The 18,129-nt window shown below is 41.6% G+C and carries 14 protein-coding genes; 4 read left to right on the forward strand and 10 right to left on the reverse strand.

Annotated elements, in window-relative coordinates; translation table 11 throughout:
• Positions 1-24: 24 nt before the first annotated feature.
• From SIO70_RS13485 to SIO70_RS13500, 4 genes are all read right to left on the reverse strand, one after another.
• Positions 25-1,788 (reverse strand): family 1 glycosylhydrolase, encoded by a 1,764-nt coding sequence (locus SIO70_RS13485; RefSeq protein WP_320581378.1) that lies wholly within the window; start codon positions 1,786-1,788, stop codon positions 25-27.
• Positions 1,789-1,796: 8 nt separating this feature from the next.
• Positions 1,797-2,927, reverse strand: coding sequence for a UDP-galactopyranose mutase (glf, locus tag SIO70_RS13490; protein ID WP_320581379.1), 1,131 nt, complete (start codon positions 2,925-2,927; stop codon positions 1,797-1,799).
• Positions 2,920-4,086: a glycosyltransferase gene (locus tag SIO70_RS13495; protein WP_320581380.1), complete on the reverse strand. Its 1,167-nt coding sequence runs from the start codon at positions 4,084-4,086 to the stop codon at positions 2,920-2,922. Before SIO70_RS13495 ends, glf begins: the two co-directional genes overlap by 8 nt.
• Positions 4,087-4,854: 768 nt before the next feature.
• Entirely contained in the window at positions 4,855-5,433 is a 579-nt protein-coding gene (locus SIO70_RS13500) for a ferritin-like domain-containing protein (protein WP_320581381.1), read from the reverse strand.
• A 115-nt stretch (positions 5,434-5,548) separates the two neighbouring features.
• Between SIO70_RS13500 and SIO70_RS13505 the strand changes: the two genes are divergently transcribed.
• On the forward strand, positions 5,549-6,046 hold the full coding sequence (locus SIO70_RS13505) for a hypothetical protein (RefSeq protein WP_320581382.1): 498 nt from the start codon (positions 5,549-5,551) through the stop codon (positions 6,044-6,046).
• A 147-nt stretch (positions 6,047-6,193) separates the two neighbouring features.
• Here the strand turns inward: SIO70_RS13505 and SIO70_RS13510 are convergent, their stop codons facing one another.
• Together SIO70_RS13510 and SIO70_RS13515 are read right to left on the reverse strand one after the other, a co-directional pair.
• A complete protein-coding gene (locus tag SIO70_RS13510) occupies positions 6,194-9,292 on the reverse strand; it encodes an Ig-like domain-containing protein (protein ID WP_320581383.1) in 3,099 nt (1,032 codons plus the stop codon).
• A gap of 136 nt (positions 9,293-9,428) precedes the next feature.
• Entirely contained in the window at positions 9,429-10,040 is a 612-nt protein-coding gene (locus SIO70_RS13515; RefSeq protein WP_320581384.1) for a class I SAM-dependent methyltransferase, read from the reverse strand.
• 129 nt (positions 10,041-10,169) lie between these two features.
• Here SIO70_RS13515 and SIO70_RS13520 point away from each other — a divergent pair, with 129 nt between their 5' ends.
• Positions 10,170-10,697, forward strand: a complete 528-nt coding sequence (locus tag SIO70_RS13520) for a VOC family protein (protein ID WP_320581385.1) — start codon at positions 10,170-10,172, stop codon at positions 10,695-10,697.
• Positions 10,698-10,825: 128 nt separating this feature from the next.
• Here SIO70_RS13520 and SIO70_RS13525 read toward each other — a convergent pair whose 3' ends face one another.
• Together SIO70_RS13525 and SIO70_RS13530 are read right to left on the reverse strand one after the other, a co-directional pair.
• Positions 10,826-13,189, reverse strand: coding sequence for a TonB-dependent receptor (locus SIO70_RS13525; RefSeq protein WP_320581386.1), 2,364 nt, complete (start codon positions 13,187-13,189; stop codon positions 10,826-10,828).
• A 110-nt stretch (positions 13,190-13,299) separates the two neighbouring features.
• Entirely contained in the window at positions 13,300-14,148 is an 849-nt protein-coding gene (locus SIO70_RS13530) for an AraC family transcriptional regulator (RefSeq protein WP_320581387.1), read from the reverse strand.
• A gap of 83 nt (positions 14,149-14,231) precedes the next feature.
• Between SIO70_RS13530 and SIO70_RS13535 the strand changes: the two genes are divergently transcribed.
• Positions 14,232-14,627 (forward strand): DoxX family membrane protein, encoded by a 396-nt coding sequence (locus SIO70_RS13535; protein ID WP_320581388.1) that lies wholly within the window; start codon positions 14,232-14,234, stop codon positions 14,625-14,627.
• Positions 14,628-14,805: 178 nt separating this feature from the next.
• Positions 14,806-15,594, forward strand: coding sequence for a polysaccharide deacetylase family protein (locus SIO70_RS13540; protein ID WP_320581389.1), 789 nt, complete (start codon positions 14,806-14,808; stop codon positions 15,592-15,594).
• Between the two features lie 174 nt (positions 15,595-15,768).
• Here the strand turns inward: SIO70_RS13540 and SIO70_RS13545 are convergent, their stop codons facing one another.
• Complete coding sequence (locus tag SIO70_RS13545; RefSeq protein WP_320581390.1) at positions 15,769-16,467, reverse strand: hypothetical protein; 699 nt, start codon at positions 16,465-16,467, stop codon at positions 15,769-15,771.
• 141 nt (positions 16,468-16,608) lie between these two features.
• Complete coding sequence (locus SIO70_RS13550) at positions 16,609-18,129, reverse strand: SusD/RagB family nutrient-binding outer membrane lipoprotein (protein ID WP_320581391.1); 1,521 nt, start codon at positions 18,127-18,129, stop codon at positions 16,609-16,611.

Here is an 18,129-nt window from a genome sequence, read left to right on the forward strand (position 1 = left end):
TATTTTTTTATTTATTAAGCCGTATTAATAGCTCCCAAAAGCTTTATCAATCAACAGATCTATCCACCTGTTCACCTGCGCCTGACTATATTCACCAGAACATTGTAAATGATCTACTATCATTGCATCCGGCATTATCTTCAATAAGCCTATAGTATGCTCAGCATTTTCAGATAAAAAGACAAGTAACTGACTCTTATTCTGCACACAAATATCAGCAAGATTCATCAGATCCAAATTGTGCTTTCTAAAATTCGTATTGTGTGCAATAGTACTGATCACTACCCATGGCTTATATCGTTCAGTCATTTCCCTGACCATCATGTAATCTATTGGATCTGGCCCCTGCACTGAAACCATCTGATAAGGTATTGCTCTCGATCTGCAACAGGTAGCAATGGCATTTGATATATCATTATCCGCATCAATTATTAGAACAGGTGCTACCGGCTCATCATCCATATCATCATCGAAACCGGAAAGCACCAGTTCGGATTGATATTGTAATAAAAACCGGTCTGCTCTTTTCCAGAAACCAGGCTTATTCAGTAATGGCATATCATAATTATGCCCATTAATAAGGCCTTTCACCATCGTACTTAAGGCCGTAGGTCTAAGGGTATTATTGCTTATATCAAAAACGCCTGATTCATAAAAATGATCATTCCGGGTCACAAGGCTATTCCAGTCAAATGAACCTAAAAGTGACCATACAGTGATTGCCTTTATGTCTATACCTTCAGTATATAATTGCTGTGCAGTTTGCCAGCATTCTTTTAACCAGCGTAACTGTTCTTCTCTATGGCCTCCCAGGTGTACCTCCGTTACCGCAATTGGTAGCCCATATCTGCTCCACACCTCGTTTAATAATGAGTAGAGCTGGCAGGATTCGATATCGGGCACCCTTAAAGCTTCCACATCTGCATAGCGCTGGTAGGAGTTACCACCATGAAAGTGATCCGGATATAGACTAAGATTTTCATCCAGAAACCTGTTGCTGGTAAGGTAATGATTGATCCCTATTATTTCCGGCAGGCATATGTTTTCAGTGAACCAGGTTAAAGTGTCCGGGGAAATATTATAAGATAAAAGTTCATCCCACATAGGATGGCTTTCGTTTACTTTTCCGCATAACAGATCAAAGCTCAGCCATCGTCTTTCATTTTCAAACGCTGCCTGATAGGCGAGCATGGGGGTGCTATAAATTTTGCAGAGATCTTCTGTTTGCACCAATTTTGCATCAGGTATTTTTCTCCTGATGGCCTGCATGGAAAGGACAATGGCCTTACATTGGTTGATCAATGTGGTGGAAAATATATAATTATCATGCCCATGAGGATACCAGTGACCATACAAACCACTAAATCTTGCTGTAGTCAAAGGTTCATTAACTGGTGTGTAATATTTAATCCACGGATACCTTGCTGCAAAGGCAGTTGCATATGCAGCAAGTTTAACCGGAAATTCAGGGTCTGTAAGATCTGAGTGTATTGGGCCACTGCCATGATGCACGAACCCGATGATAGGACAAATTCCTAATTGACGCAATCTGTTCAGGCGTTCATCTGCCCAGCTCCAGTCGGCATCTTCCAGTTTACCCGGGGCTATCTGCTCCCATAAAATAGGATACCTGATTGTTTTAATACCTAATGCTGCAAATTTATCCAGGTCATCCAGTCTTTTTAAATGGCCACTTTTCTCCAGTTGTTGATGATAGACATTTCCGATACGATTGATAGTACATTCAATTCCGGCCCATATTTCCGGACCTGTATTATTTTGTTTCATTATCTGGTTTATGGTAATGTCTCTGCAATCGCCTCCCTTATCAGAGAATCATTGGTGATAAGCTTTTTGTAAAGTGTGAGGGCCTGTGCTACTACCTGATCCATATTGTAATAACGGTATGTTCCTAATCTGCCGGCAAAATGTACATCCGGAATTTCTTTGGCCAGCGCTGCATACTTACGATATAGTTCCTGGTTTTCTGATTTTGGAACAGGGTAAAAAGGATCTCCATCCCAGCAGGGATATTCGTAAGTAATAGAAGTTTGGGCATGAACCTGGCCTGTTAGATGTTTGTACTCGGTGATACGTGTATATTCCTGTTCATTTGGATAGTTTACGACTGCTACACTTTGCATAGCTGGCTGATCCAGTGTCTGATGTTTAAACTTTAATGAACGATATGGCAGCTTACCATAGCAATAATCGAAGTATTCGTCAATAGGTCCTGTAAAGATCAGCTGTTTATATACAATCGCATCCTTGATATCATGATAGTCGGTTTGTAACATGATATTGATATTAGGATGGGTCAGCATATTTTCAAACATACGGGTGTAACCATGTAATGGCATTACCTGGAACGAGTCTGAAAAATATCTATCGTCCCGGTCTGTGCGAACGGGAATCCGGGAAGTTACCATGGCACTTAATTCCGAAGGATCGGCATCCCACTGCTTGCGGGTATATCCACGGAAAAATTTCTCATACAGATCCCGTCCGATCTTGCTCACTATCACATCTTCGGAGGTATTAATGATGTCAACATCTTCTGCTTTTTCAGCGAAGTAGGTGACAAGTTCTTCACTGGTGAGGTTGAGATTATATAGTCGGTTTACAGTATCCAGATTAATGGGCATAGGTAGCAACTGGCCATCTACAGCCGATAAGACCCTGTGTTCATAACTCCGCCATTTTGTAAAATCGGATAAATATTTAAATATTTCCGGGGAATTAGTATGGAAAATATGAGGTCCGTATTTATGAATAAGTATACCTGCATCGTCGTAAAAATCATATGCATTCCCGCCTATATGATTGCGTTTATCGATCAATAAAACTTTCTTATTACCATCATTAGCGAGTCTTTCAGCAAGTACACTTCCTGCAAAACCGGCACCGATTATCACATAATCATACATATATTTTAGTGTTTTTAGAATGAGCCTCTTGATTACCTTTAACTAAGTCGATGCCAATCAGTGTGGCCATTTTTTGCCAGGTAAGATCCCATGAATTGGCTGCCAGATTTGCATCAACAGCTTTTTTCCATTTATGATTGTTCTGGTTGTCCATAGCTTTTTGAATGGCTACTATAAAAGTTTCTGCACTGGTCGCTATCTGTACAAGGTCTTTTACTCCATATGCTTTAACTACGTCTGCAATTGGGGTAGATACAACTGGTTTGCCTGCTGCCAGGTACTCAGGCGTTTTCGTAGGACTTATGAACCGGGTTGATTCATTGAGTGCGAATAAGATTAATGCTACTTCCCAGTTGCTAATATAGGTTGGGAGCTGATCGTAAGTCTTCAGGCCCAGGTAGTGAATATTTGCATTATTGGGTAATGAAGCCGGATCGATTTTAACTATTGGTCCCAGCATAATAAAATGCCAGTTTGGTCTTTTATTAGCCATTTTCTTTAATAGGGCGATATCAAATCTTTCATCTATGACACCGAAGAAGCCCATTCTTGGAAATGGGATATCACGCTGATCTTCTGGATCCGGAAGGGAAGCCCGTGCTGATGAAAAGTGCTGAAAGTCAATGCTACTTGGAAATAGAAACACAGAATCATGCTGATTACGTTTGATCTGGAAAAGACTATCTCCGCCAGTAAATACCATGTCGCACCGATTTAGTAATTCATGTTCCCGTTGTTTTAGCTCCGGTGGTGAAAACTTAAAAGCCGACAATTCATCCATGCAATCAAAAATCATTTTTTCAGGTTGCAGGTTACGGCTATAATTCATGGCCATAGGAGTATAATACCAACTAATAAATCTGGTTATCTGGTATGTTTCCATTAATTGCTCAATGAGTCCTGTGATGATATTTTTCTCTTCTTTGATTAAGTCTTCAGATAAATGTGGCGTGACAATCCAGAGATTTTCATCAATGTTATTCACCTGGAGAAAAGGAATCTCTACGGTATCGATAACATATTCTTCTACATAAAAGACGCGCATATATCCGGTAAATCTCGTCATTAGATGTTGTGGCCGCTGAAATACGAAATTCCAGCGTAAATGTGAAAAGCATATTAAGTCAGCCTTTGGCTGTCTATTTGGTAAATTATCCATACGTAATTATTTATAATGATAGTGTTCCTGGAGACTCGTGAAGGCGTGAAATAAGAAAAATTATGTTTTAACACTTACAGAGTTAAAAGGATATAGCCAAAAAATATACCCGGTTTAAGCTGCTGTGATAATTTTAAAGTATTAGATTGACAGGCGTGCATTTACAGGAAGTGGGAGAAAAAGGCGCAGGACTGATTAAATCCCTGAATTCCCGTTTTGGGCAATAATAACAGCGACATTACTGCGAAATATATCTTTATAAAAATATAATTGCTTCCTATTTTATTTGCCAGGTTGTCTATAGGCAGGCTTCTTCACTGACTGGTTCCCCATTATTTTTTGCGTTTGTAATAATGGGGGAACGATATTGGGGGCACTATATATAAGTTCACAATAAATTTTATACTTATGTTTTACCAGAAAAAGGACTTTAGACTGCATAGAATGGCATCCCGATCTACAGCCATTGCTGTTGAGTTGCCTGAAAGGTATAGGGGTAGCATTGGACCATATGCTGACGTAATAAGATATTTTGATAGGGTGTTATTGCCTGCCATCTTTTTGCGGATACAGACTATTTGCTCTTCTGCATCGAAAAGGAGCGTTTAATTACTGAGGATATATGCAATTCTTGGTAGAAGAAAAGAGGCTGGATTTATTTCTGGTTTCTTTTTTTTTATTAGGGATTTATCAGGGCAAAAAAGAAGCCTGTACCATTGTTTGATACAAGCTCCGGGAGTAACGCTATATTAGAAAAAACAATGTTCGTTATTCTTCGCTGGCATTTTCGTTAATACTTGCTTCTGCTATTTCAGTCAGAGCAACGTCTGTCGCTTTTTCATTTTCCAACGTTTGTTGTAATAGATCTTCGACATCTGAATGGCCCATGTTCTGAGCAAAAGTTCTCAGTGTACCATAAGTAGCAATCTCGTAGTGTTCTACTTTTTGTGCTGCGAGAATCAGACCGGCATCTCTGATCATAGTATCCTTGTCGGTATCCTCAATTATTGAATTTGCTTCAGCTATCAAACCTTCCATTGCATCACATTTCTTCGTAGCTGGTTTTTCTCCTAATAGGCCAAATACCTGTTCCAACGTTTCGATATGAGTTTGTGTCTCTTGTGTATGCTTTTCGAATGCACTCGCCAATTCAGTACTGGTAGCTGCTTTTTTCATTTTAGGTAAAGCTTTTACAAGATGTTTTTCTGCCCAGTAAATATCTTTTAATTCGTCAACAAAGAATTTATGGAATTCGTTATTTCCCATTTTTTCGTTTTTGCCGGTAGACTTTGCTAAGGACTTATTATTTTTTTCAGTTGTAGGTTTTCCACCTGTGGTATTTGCCATAAATTTTTTTTGATTATTATTTATAACTAAATGAGCCAATATTCATGCCCTCCTTGGCAAAGCCACTACCAGGTGGAAAACGGGGCTGCTTAGGTGTTGGATGGTGTAGATAACCTTGCCCATAAGGAGATTAAAACAGGTGATCCTGTTCAGCGCAAAAACAGGATGTGTATTCTTCTCCTGGCTGCAGACTCATTTAAGGATACCAGTTTCCCGTACTCAACCCATTAAAGCGCAAAAGAACTTTGCTGTTATTACCACAGTAGAATTAATAGCCTTACTCTGGACATTCTATTTGGTATTACTATTCACTTATGATCATACTTTCTTTGGAGATCGTCATCCCGTAACCTACCTGATTGCTTTCGGATCATTGTTATGGTCATTATTCCTGATTCGCAATTTATTCAGGGTAAAACAAATGGGTTATGCCATCCGATATGCTATCCCAACGGTAATAATATTCTGGAATTTCGTGGAGATTATGGGAAGATGGAATGTGCTGGATGAGATATGGGTGAAACCTTACGAATACTGGTTCGAGATGATTTTAACATTGGGGATATTTGTGGCGCTTTTTGGGGTATCGTTGCTGGAGAAGCGGACAACCTAAATTATATATTTAACTGAAATACAAGCAGGCATTAAAACCTTAAAAGTAATAAGGTTTTATGTGTTATTTTTCTATTTTCATAAGTATTAGAGCACCATTTTCTACAAATGGTATTAACAGTAAAAAGTAATGTCCCCCCAAAGTAGATTATTGACGGATAAATTTCAAGATCCGTGTTTCACCTTTATCATTTATTACCTGCAGGATATACATGCCATGTGGCAATTGGCTTACATCTGCGGTATATGTTTGTAGTTTCACAGCTACAACTTTACCATTCACATCCATCACCCGCAGTAGTTTAGGAAGCTGGGTACTTTTTACCTGCAGCTGGTCGCCTGTTACCGGGTTGGGATATATGCTCACCTGCCATGGAGTTGCAGCTTTGCTGTAGGTAAGGGCACTGGCTGTGTGCAGACTACCATATACCTCCAGTTCAAAAATGGAATAACCATACACCGTTACTCTGCTGGTACCATATACCCGCAGGTATCGTCCATGACCTGATAAACCGGTGAGGTCATTATTCAATGTGGAGTTTCCTGTGACTGTTTTTATGGTATCCCAGTTGTTCAGATCGGTAGAAGTAAGTATCATGTAATTCTGTGCTGCTGCTGTTTCCCATTTAATTTTCACTTCCCTGATGTTGTAATCAGCTGCCAGGTCAACAGTAATATATTGCGGATCAGCGAAGGTACTGGACCAGCGGGTGGTCGTATCACCATCGACAGCATTTGCACCTGTATACACCTCATTTTCCAGAGAAGATACGGTAACCTGTTTATTCAATGCCAGATTATCGCCATATACTTCGTTTTCAGTGGTGGTGTAATATACATTGTCGATGTAAAAATCTGCAGCTGCTGCAGGCGCATCACCAGAGAAGGTAAATGCCTGTGTAATAGCGGTGAGATCGATACCACTCAGGCTGCTCACAGGAATAGTTACTTCATGCCATTGTCCGTCACGAATCAGTCCGAGTTTCTGTTCCCCGGCTGCATATTCAATGGCGGCACTTGCGTTTGAAGCAATGACCGTAAAGCGGAATGATCCTGTATAGCTGGTCTTAAACCAGAATTTCAGGTAGCCGTTGCTGAAATGAGACAGGTCTCTCAGGTCATTCGCAACACCAAGTCCGAACCAATTGCCTGCTGCCGCAGTAAATGCCATGACATCGGTACCTTCATAAGGAGTCGCGTTGCTGATGGTAGTCAGGTTATTCCAGACATACAGATTGGCATCCTGTCCGAAAGTCAGTTTAGTGGCAATACCGGCATCATTGGTGTAAATGCCGTATTTATCAGCCGTGATGACATTACTCTGGACCGTAAATGTAACAGGAGCGGATAGGGTGCTCAGTTTTCCGTTATCAAAGGCTTTTGCTGTAATGGTATAAGTACCTTGTGCAACATCACTCCATGTGAATGAATAAGGCGCTTTGTCGACTGTACCCAGTAATGTGGCACCATTATAAAATTCCACTTTATAGATAGTACCGTCGTCTGATATAGCTGTGGTGATGGTTACATCAGCAGGTTGTATCAAAGCGGTATTGGCAGTAGGAGCTGTGATGCTGATAGCTGGTGGTGTGTTGCCTGGTGCAGCAATGAATACGGTGACAGGTTTGGAGGTAGTCAGTTTATGCTGATTGTCTGTTGCTTTGGCAATCAGTGTCGCTACCTGTTGAGTACTGGTCTGCCATGTAAAACTGAAGGGCGCAATGCTGTCTGTGCCCAGATAATTTTCACCATTATAGAAATCTACTTTGCTTACAGCACCATTGCTGTCATTGGCATTGGTAATGATAGGAATGGCAGCCGGTGTGGTGAATAGGGTATCGTTGCTGAGGTTCGTGATAGCTACGGTAGGAGCTGGGTTGTCAGATACGCCGCCGGTATAGTAGATGTTGTCAATATAAAAATCAGCATCTGTAGCAGGTGCATCGCCGGAGAGCATGAATAGCTGATTTACAGTCATAAGGTCGATGGCAGTTCCAAATTCACTGACAGGTATTGTCACTTCATGCCATTGTCCGTCGCGTACCAATCCATGTTCGTTTGTGCCGTTGAACTGTATCCAGCCTTCTGCTGCTTCAGTAGAAATGCCGACTTTGAACGTGCCGGTATAGCTGGTCTTCATGTGAAATTTCAGGCTGCCACTGGTTGCGTAGTTGGCCATATTCCTGTTGTCATTGGCTACACCCAGTCCGAACCAATTACCGGCGGCGGCGTGTAGGCCCCAGACATGACTGCCTTCGAAAGGAACCGGGTTGGAGATGTTGGAAATATTATTCCAATAATAAAGGTTCGCATCCTTGCCCAGGGTGACCTGATTATTTACAACCGTGTTGTCAGTGAAAATACCAAAATTGCCTTCAGGTGCATCATTGGTACTCAGGATCAGCTTATCTCCTTTGGTGATGTCCTGATAAAGCCGGATGTAATCAACCTCCATATGGCCCGGTAATGGAGCTGTAACGTCATTTTCAGAATAGATACCGGGGTAGTTGCCACCTACTGCGAGATTGAGTAGTATATAAAATGGTTGCTGAAATGCATCCAGTCCATTGCCGCCATTAATCCCGATTTTGTAAAAAGGGCTGCCATCCAGGTAAATGGTTAGGAAGGCGGTGTCCCATACCAGTTTATACAGGTGATAGTCATCGTTGAGATTGATGCCTTGCGTGACGGTATCTTTGGCATAGGTTGCGTGGCCGGTATAGCCACCTGGATTTTCCGTCCACCAATGGGTAGCTGAGCTAAGCGTACTATTGGCTTTCCCTGCAGCAATGGCGCCGGCAAATCCCATTTCCAGGATGTCTACTTCTCCATTGTGGGGCCATTCGCCGCCCGTGCTGCCCAGCATCCAGAAGGCTGGCCACAGGCCGTTACCTACCTGGGGTACTTTGATCCTGGCTTCCAGCGTGCCGTAGCGGAAGGCCACGCGTCCGCTGGTTTTAATTCTGCCGGAGGTAAATGGTTTGCCGCCTACAGCTTCCCGGCGGGCTTCAATGACAAGGTGACCATTTTCCACTCTTACATTGTTGCTACTACTGGTGTAATATTCGAGCTCGGCGTTGCCCCAGCCGCAATTGCCTTTGGAACAACCATCGCCGGTCTCATAGGTCCAGTTCAGTGGATTAAGGGTGGGGCCGTCGAAATTTTCTTCCCAGACCAGTTTTTGCTGGGCTAATAAAAGCATGGGGGTCAGGATAAGACAAGCCAGCATGCACATAGGTGTTTTCATATTTATGCTATTTAATGAACGTGGTTCCTGGATGATAGTGCAGCAATAACGGATCAACAAACAAGTCGTAATAAAGGTAACAAAAAACCGGGAAGTCCTGTTTGGGCTAACGGTTTCTTTTGTGTGTGGGTTATTATTATATTTTTTGCAAACACCAGGTGGTCATGGACCGTAGGTTTTGCACATTGGTGGTTTTTATAGGTTCATGAAGCCAGGCGTTGAGTCTTTCGGTATATTGAAGCAGCAATTGCAGGTTTACCAAAAAACGTTCACTGCCATCTGGCAAACGATAGCGACCATTGCCCATGCTATGTACCAGCGTTTCAATCCCGATATCCGATGCAAGTCTTACAAATAAATAGCCGCCGGGTTTCAGCACCCGCCACATTGAGTGGATCATATTATCAAAATGTTCAGTCGTGTTGGCGAAGTGCAACACTGCGCTGCTGATCACCAGGTCAAAGTAATTATTCTCAAAAGGCAGGTTTTCAGCTGAAGTAACTACAAAATTCTCTTTAGGGTTAGTGTGGGATAGTATTTGTGATAATTCTTTAACAGCTGATATCGCATTGGGATTAGGATCAATGCCGTATACATCATAGTTGTTTCTTAAGAAGTAGATCAGGTTACGTCCGCCTCCGCAGCCTGCATCAAGCACCTTTTTGCAATTATCATAAGTACCTTTAAGTAGTTGGTCGAAGAGGTAGATATCTATATTTCCATAAAGTTCCTGAAGTTTCGGTTGCATGGCTCAAAGTTAAAGGATTAGCCTTGAATAGCAAATCTGACTGATCCGGGGAAGGCAATAAAAAATCATTGCACTCCTGACATAGGGTTGTCATTACCCTGCCTTTCCTTTGTGTCATAATATAAAAACATGGAAAAAAATATCAAGCGCATACCAGATCATTACACGGCAGTAACGCCATGGATCATATCACCATCGTCGGCTAAATTAATTGAGTTTTTAGAAGCGGCTTTTGGTGCGCAGGAAATTCCGAATAGCAGGATAGTGAATGCTGATGGCATAATCATTCATGTGGTGGTTAAGATAGGAGATGCCATGGTCATGTTGTTTGATGCAAGAGCAGGATGGGCGCCTACGCCGGTTTTTCTGAATTTATATGTGGAAGACATTGAAGCTACCAGTCAAAAAGCAATTACGCTTGGTGCAACATTAGTTACTAACATTACCATGTTATGGTTCGGTGAAAAGGTGTGCAGAATTTTAGACCCGTTTGGTAATCTTTGGTGGATGAACGAACGTGTTGAAGATGTGGACTTTACCAATCCTGAAGAAGTTGGAAAGCGGGCTTCCACGCCAGATGCAGTAGCCGGTATAACCTATATTCAGCAATCGCTGGACGAAGCATTGAAAGCGCAGCGGGCATTTTTAAACTATTAGCCATCAAAGCCAGGAGGTTATTTAAACGCTACTTCGAGAAAGAGGAAGTAGAATAGCGTATACTTCCTGATCAAAAAAAAGGGCTGACTATTATGGTCAGCCCCTGATATTGTTTGTAAGTAGTTCTTTTAAAACTTGAAGGTCATGCTACCGGTAACACGAGTAGGATTTTGCGCTGCCAGACGATATGACCAGTACTTTTCATTGGTCAGGTTATCCACCTTTAACCCAATTCTGTAGCTCGGTTTGTCATAGAAAACAGCCGCATCCAACACGGTATAAGATGGAATGCTAAACTTAAAAGAAGTGGTATTTGTCTGGTAATATTCACTGGCATAGATGCCCCCGAAACCGAAACCAAGTCCTTTGGCTACTCCGGAAGCCAGGCGGTAGCTGATCCACAGATTCCCTACTTTAGGAGGACCGGCGGTTGTGGGTCTCAGTCCCAGTATAGAAGCATTGGCTTTTGTGTATTTACTATCATTGTAAGTATAACCAGCTATAATGTTTAGACCTTTTATTGGATTCGCGATAACTTCCACCTCATATCCTTTGCTTAACTGTGTACCATCCTGAATGGAGTAGGTAGCATGGTCCGGATCATCACGGGTCACGTTAGTAACAGAAATATTGTAGTAGCTCAATGTTGCACTCACCTTGTTGAGGTCTAATTTCACCCCGCCTTCCCATTGATTAGCCTCCGTTGGCTTAAAAGTGTTACCCTCAAAGTCAGATCCCGAAACGTTGTTGAACCCGTTCATATAGTTACCGAAGATGGAGACCTTATCTTTAACAACCTGATATACGGCACCGAATTTAGGTGACAGCGCTGTCTGATTATAATTCCCTGCTGTTGAATCCTGCGCAGGATAATAAGCCCCTTTGTTCATATACCTGTCTACCCGCAGGCTGGCCATTACCAGTAATTTATCGGTAATGTTCAGTACATCAGACACATAAGCGCTATAGGTTTCTTCTCTTCCGGATACATAATTGGTATATGTAGCATTTGCAAAGAGCGGCCTTACCTTTTCACGTGTAAAGTTATTATATGCTGTACCGGGCTTTCTGACATCAATAGGGGTCATGTTTACAGTAGCATCATTCCGGTTTGATGTGAGGCTGTAATAATCCAGACCAGCAACAATTCTATTCCTTAATGCGCCAATTTTAAAGTCGCCGATGAAATTTTGCTGAATATCGGTTCCATAATAAGGATAATCCTGGTTGGTTACAGACTGGCGCAATGTTGTATCTGATGTCATTGTCAGTTGCACAACATATCCTTCAGAAGAAGATCGTGTTCTCGAAACAATTGTCTGAGAAGTCCAGCTTTTGGAAAGTATATATTTCGCTTGTGCAAAGATGTTATACTGCTGGCTGTTATAGTTGATAGTATTGTTCGCAAAAGAAAGCTTGTAAGGAATATGGTAATCCACGATGCTTTTCGCCTTTCCACTGGCATAAGGCGCCAGACGGGTAGGAGAAGTGGCTTTATTTAGACCGAACTCTATATCAAGGGAAAGTGTCAGTCTGTCGTTCACAGCATATGAGAAACTGGGGGCAATCAAAAAGCTTCTGGTGAAGCCTGCATCCTGGAAACTATTCTCACTATGTAAAGCTGTATTAACCCTCAACAATGCGGTTTTCTCTTTATTTAGCGGGGAATTGATATCCATAGTGAGACGGTTCAGGTTCCAGCTCGCACCAGAATATGAAACTTCTCCCATGAAATTCTCAAAAGGTTTTTTTGTTACCCTGTTAAACAGGCCTCCGAAAGAAGATACAGTACTACCGAACAATGTAGCAGATGGTCCTTTGATCACCTCTATACGTTCAAGGTTTACCGGATCAATAGTTGTGTAGGTAAAACTGCTTACACCATTACGTACGAGCTGAGGTGTCGCAAAACCTCTTGAGATAAAGGTTGTTCTACCCTGGTTTCTTATTTCTGCGATACCGGCGCCTGGTACATTTTTAAAAGCGCTGTTATAGTCAGTGATCAGCTGTTCTTTCATCAGCTCTTTGCTTACAACAGTATATACCTGTGGGTTCTCCATATTGCCCAGTGGCATTTTGGAAACATCCATGCTTTCTTTTCTCCCAAAACGGTTGCCACCACTGGTTACCACAACTTCTTCCAGCTTCTGTGAAGAAGTATTTAAAACAATTTTAATATAGTTTTCCCGGCCTTCTTCAGCCTTCACTTCTACAACAACAGCTTCCAGCCCTATTAATGATGCTTTCAGATGATAGGTACCGCCCCGGATATTTTTGAAATTAAATAGGCCATTTTCATTGGTAATCGCCCCTTTTGACAGTTCCTGGATAATAACTGTTACTCCTGGAGCAGGTTCTCCATTATTAGTCACAACAATACCAGAAATACCTGTTGGCTTGTCGTCTATATCATTTCCATAGATGGCAGGCTTATTAAATAAGAAAAGTGATAATATTAGCGTAAGAACTGAATACAGTTTCCTCAGATGCATTCCCATTACAAAATTAAATTAGAATGCAAAAGTGCACAGGCCGCCGGAAATAGTTATATCCAAAGTGGAAATTTTTTAATCGGATCGGGAATTTTTTCACCCTTTTTCATTTAATACTGGTTTGCCTGGGAGGGATTGTGATCTTTACGATATATAGATGGTACCACGCCTTTGTACTTTTTAAAAATTCGGTTCAGATGGCTTTGATCGGTAAAGCCAAATTCGAAGGCAATTTCATTTATTCGCATATCGGTAAGCCGCAGGCGGCTTTCAATTAATTTCATTTTATACAACGTAATGTATTGTTGCAGGCTTTCGCCCGTATGCTTTTTAAAATATTCACTGACATAATTGGGCGATAGATTAAATTTTGCTGCAATTTGTTCAATTTTTAATTTCTCAGGTTGAAAGATAAACTGGTGCAGATAGTTTATTACAGGCATTATATTGGTTATATTTCCATTAAAAACTTCTATTTCCTGTAAGGTAAGGTTACGGGCAGCAAAAGAGATAATGGTATTGATAAGTTGTTGTGTGATCTGTTCCTGGTGGGGAGATTGGGTTTCTTTTTCCCTGATCAATGCTTCAACGGCAGCTCTGATGAATGGTTTATCTGTAATAGTTTTTAGAATGCATCCCGGCAAGTGATTATAACTGTTGAAAATATATTCTAAATCCTTAATGTTTTGACTTGTTTGTAGCTTTAGGTAGTCATTACTGAATCGGATAAAGAAAAACCGGCTAAAAGAATCAACCTGAAAACTATGTTGATCCTGTGGGAAAATGAGAAACAACTTATTAGGTGCATAAGGAAGTTGATGCCCATTGATCGTTTGTATCCCGGTACCATCCAGCACAAATACCATCTCAAAGAAGGTGTTTTTATGTACCCTTGCACTGTAATTGTAAGTTTCTAATAATTCCAGATCGTACGTAGTATATAAATTCTTTGTTTCCACACCTGCAATTTTACAATTTTTTCCTGCATATATCCTTGTTTCGGGTGTGTGTTTTAGTAGAAATTTGTATAAAAATTATGTTTATGACTGATTTATGTTATCTCCTGTTACGCCTGGTGGCTGGTGTTAGTCTTTTTGGGCACGGATTGGTCAGGCTACCCAAACTTGCTGGGTTTAGCCAGTGGATGACCAGTACCTTTGCAAAATCAATGTTGCCCCAAAGCCTGGTTATGCCCTTTAGTTATATGTTACCAGTAGCAGAATTTATGATAGGTCTTCTTTTGATTCTTGGTCTGTTTTCCAACAAATCTATACTAGCGGGCATTATCGTGATGCTACTACTAATATTTGGTACTTGTATGATTGAAAACTGGGAAGCCCTTCCTTCTCAAATTATTCATGCGCTTGTACTTATTATGCTGTTGCAGTTTATAGCCAGTAACAATATTTCTCTTGATAAATTATTAAGGAAATACTAGAATTATGAATAGTAGAAGAACATTTATCCGACAAAGCGGGTTACTCACAACAGCGGGTTTGCTGGCTGGGGTGGTTCCGTTGCCAGCTGTAGCACAACCGCAAACAAATTCAGATTCCGCACCTCAACCCAAAAGATCAAAATGGTCTGATGGTTCCAGGTTAGTGATTTCGGTTTCTATGCAGTTCGAAGCTGGTGGGCAACCTGAAAATGCTGAAAGTCCATTTCCTCAAAATATGCAGAAAGGTTACAGGGATCTGCCATCTGAAACATGGTATCAATATGGATACAAAGAGGGAATTCTCCGCATGTTGGACAATTGGGACAAATTAGGGGTCAAAGTTACTTCGCATATGGTAGGTAGTGCAGTACTTAAAAATCCTAAGCTTGCAAAAGAAATTGTTGACCGGGGCCATGAAGCTGCAGCACATGGTATGAACTGGTCAACCCAATATACAATGACTTATGAGGAGGAGAAAAAGTTCATCAAAGACGGAGTAGATGCAATTAAACAGGTAACAGGCTTTACTGCGGTAGGTTATAATGCAAACTGGCTTCGCCGGGGCGAAAACACGCTAAAGATTTTACAGGAATTGGGTTTTTTATACCATATTGACGATTTGAGCCGTGATGAACCTTTTATACAAAAGGTAAACGGAAAAGATTTTGTGACAGTTCCTTACACACTACGGTGTAACGATATCCTATTAATCGAGGGGAAAAATTTTTCGACAGAACAATTTCTAAGCCAGGTGAAAATGGAATTTGATCAGCTATACGAAGAAGCCGAAAATAATCGCAGGCAGATGTCTATCAGTTTTCACGATCGTATAGGGGGCACTCCTCAAATGGTACAGGCGACCAAAGAATTATTTACTTATATGAAGCAGCACAGTGGTGTGAGCTTTAAGCGCAAAGATGAGATAGCACGCCTATCAATGGAGGATAAAACAACTATTAGAGAATAACGTGATTGCTATTATTTATCCTTATAGTTCCTGGTATCGTTACATGAAGCATGAATTTTTTATTTCTTTTGAAATCTCCTTCGGAATTTGGAGGGGATTTCAAAAGAAATAGAGATTCAATTAAGCGTTAGAGGGAATTTATATCGTATTTGTGTGCTTTTTTTATGAATTGCCTCAACAGATCATCAACAACCTATTCTGTCCGGATTTTTCTTTTGGCGCACGGTGAAGACAAGGAGGAACCTGACTTTCAGGATGATCAACTGCTAACCTCCATAGGTTACCAGTGCCTAAGTTTATAATACGCGCATCAGGTTCAGCCTGGTAGTGCAGATCAAAGAAATGTTCACTTAGGAATGAATCAAAACCTTCATCTGGTCCATGATAAAGTTTTTTGAGTTCATCACGTATTTCAGGAATAAGTATTTTCTTTTTGCCTTGAGAATTTGGCAATATTTCACTTGACTCGCCATAGTAAGTGCATAAAAAGGTATCGGTTGGTATAGGGGAGCGATCTACATGAAAAGAGTAAACATCAGTTGGGAAAAAAGGGTAGGAGTCATCCTGGTCATAGTATTTGATTACATTAAGGAGTGGCGATGCGCCATGAGCTTTCAATAATTCCAGGTCATTTAATAGAATTTCACGGGCAAGTTGACCTTGTTCACTTAACTGAAGTTCACAAAGTTCCTCTTCTTCAATGACCGTTATATTTCCGCTTAGCGTTACTTTTTTAACAATCTCAGAAAAATCACCTGTTAGTATACGGGTCCAGCAGATGGCATTAACTTCCCCGGTAAATGGTGTAGCAACAAGGTCTTGAAAATTCGAGACACGGTGAATTTGATTCTCAGCATGAGATATATCTATCATGGTTCAATTCTTAGATAACGAAGTATGCGGATATCAGCCGATTGATTGAATAAATTTTGATGAAGATAACAACAAAAAATAAGAGATAATGTCCCTGCCCGGGTCAATGTGCAACTCTTAACTTCATACCAGTTATTTTTATTATTTATCCCACCAGATCCTTGTACTCAATTTATCAGGTCCCTGCCTGGAAATGGCCTCGTTCACATTTTCGCTATTTACACTCAATTCGGAAGTAGGATAGGTGAGTCGCCTAATAAAAGTGCCATTGGGCACATCCGGATTATTAGGTTGCCCGTATGGGTTAGGCGTGAGCGCAGGGAAACCACTTCTCCTGAAGTTAGCAAAGGCTTCCGGACCATTCAGGAAGGAGGCAATCCAGTATTGGGTATTGATCTGCTCCAGTTCATGGCCGGCTGTAAGCGGATTGGCGGCTATGTAAGTATCACGGGCTGCTGTACTAACAGCAGAATTCATATCATAGACTACCATTTGGTCCATATGGGCACTAATACCGTCAGCAAAATATTGAGCAGCACTGCCGGTGGTGATCCAGCCCCGGAAACGGGCTTCTGCCAGTAAGAGGTTGGTTTGTGCGGCAGTCACCAGGAACACAGGCGAAGAAATTTTGAGCATCCTGCGACGGTCAACCTGGCTATAGTCATAAAAGCTGGCCAGACCATCAGCTGCGGCTGCAGCAACAATGGTACCGTTGTCGTAGCCAATAGGCATTCCAATTTGTTGAGTGGGGTCCGTAGTGCCTACTGCTACAGTTTGTCCGGCGCCGCTGGTAGCACCCACATACCTGATGGCGATGGCGGTTAGGCGCGGGTCGGCAGTGTTCTTCAGCTGATCTGCAAATGGTTTGGCAAGGTAAAAATTGGCCGCCTCACCACCATTCAATGTATTGCCAATGGGTTGAGTGTAATTGGCATCATGTCGTATATATGCATTGTCGGCATTATCAGTAATTACCCCGCCTGCTACAGCTGCCTGCACGATACTTTGTGCGCTGGCGGGATCTACTTTACTCAATCGCATACCGGCTCTCAGCAACAGGGAATTGGCAAATTTTTTCCATTTAGCTACATTGCCGGCATACAATATGTCACCGGTTTCAATAACCGCCGTTGTATTAAGTGCTGCGGCGGCCTCCGTCAGCTCCTGAATGAGTAATGGGTAAATATCCTGCTGCCGGTCATATTTGGGAAACAGAGCGGCTTTCACTAACCCAGCGCCACCATCTGTATAAGGGATGTCTCCATATTCATCTGTCAGGATCATAAATACGTAAGTCTGGTAAATGCGCACCATGTTATACATATTGCTCCTATTCGGCAGATCTTTAGATCGGGTAAGGGCATCATAGGTATTTTTGATCACGCTTTGATAGTAAGCTGTCCACAGGGGTTGTGTGGTTATATCGCGACTGTCCTGGTTAAAATTGGCACCCGCCACCACACCACCATTAGGTGATATCATTTGCTGTACAATTCCAATATCGAATACCAGGGATTTCACCGGGAAAGAGGTATTGATAATGGCCTGGTTCAGTAACAGGGCAGGGTCGAGTGAAGTGGAATTTGTTCCATTTATATTCAGATCGCTCAATCCCTTTTCACAGGAAGAGAATAATAATATTGCAAAGATGATTTTTTTCAT

The sequence above is a fragment of the Chitinophaga sancti genome (assembly GCF_034087045.1).
GTDB classification, from domain to species: Bacteria; Bacteroidota; Bacteroidia; order Chitinophagales; family Chitinophagaceae; genus Chitinophaga; species Chitinophaga sancti_B.

What these genes read in the sequence shown, in the direction of transcription:
- SIO70_RS13495 (WP_320581380.1), bottom strand. Translation starts at nt 4,086, where the DNA reads ATGGATAATTTACCAAATAGACAGCCAAAGGCTGACTTAATATGCTTT.
- glf (WP_320581379.1), bottom strand. Translation starts at nt 2,927, where the DNA reads ATGTATGATTATGTGATAATCGGTGCCGGTTTTGCAGGAAGTGTACTT.
- SIO70_RS13550 (WP_320581391.1), bottom strand. Translation starts at nt 18,129, where the DNA reads ATGAAAAAAATCATCTTTGCAATATTATTATTCTCTTCCTGTGAAAAG.
- SIO70_RS13520 (WP_320581385.1), top strand. Translation starts at nt 10,170, where the DNA reads ATGGAAAAAAATATCAAGCGCATACCAGATCATTACACGGCAGTAACG.
- SIO70_RS13525 (WP_320581386.1), bottom strand. Translation starts at nt 13,189, where the DNA reads ATGCATCTGAGGAAACTGTATTCAGTTCTTACGCTAATATTATCACTT.
- SIO70_RS13500 (WP_320581381.1), bottom strand. Translation starts at nt 5,433, where the DNA reads ATGGCAAATACCACAGGTGGAAAACCTACAACTGAAAAAAATAATAAG.
- SIO70_RS13545 (WP_320581390.1), bottom strand. Translation starts at nt 16,467, where the DNA reads ATGATAGATATATCTCATGCTGAGAATCAAATTCACCGTGTCTCGAAT.
- SIO70_RS13515 (WP_320581384.1), bottom strand. Translation starts at nt 10,040, where the DNA reads ATGCAACCGAAACTTCAGGAACTTTATGGAAATATAGATATCTACCTC.
- SIO70_RS13510 (WP_320581383.1), bottom strand. Translation starts at nt 9,292, where the DNA reads ATGAAAACACCTATGTGCATGCTGGCTTGTCTTATCCTGACCCCCATG.
- SIO70_RS13485 (WP_320581378.1), bottom strand. Translation starts at nt 1,788, where the DNA reads ATGAAACAAAATAATACAGGTCCGGAAATATGGGCCGGAATTGAATGT.
- SIO70_RS13540 (WP_320581389.1), top strand. Translation starts at nt 14,806, where the DNA reads ATGCAGTTCGAAGCTGGTGGGCAACCTGAAAATGCTGAAAGTCCATTT.
- SIO70_RS13535 (WP_320581388.1), top strand. Translation starts at nt 14,232, where the DNA reads ATGACTGATTTATGTTATCTCCTGTTACGCCTGGTGGCTGGTGTTAGT.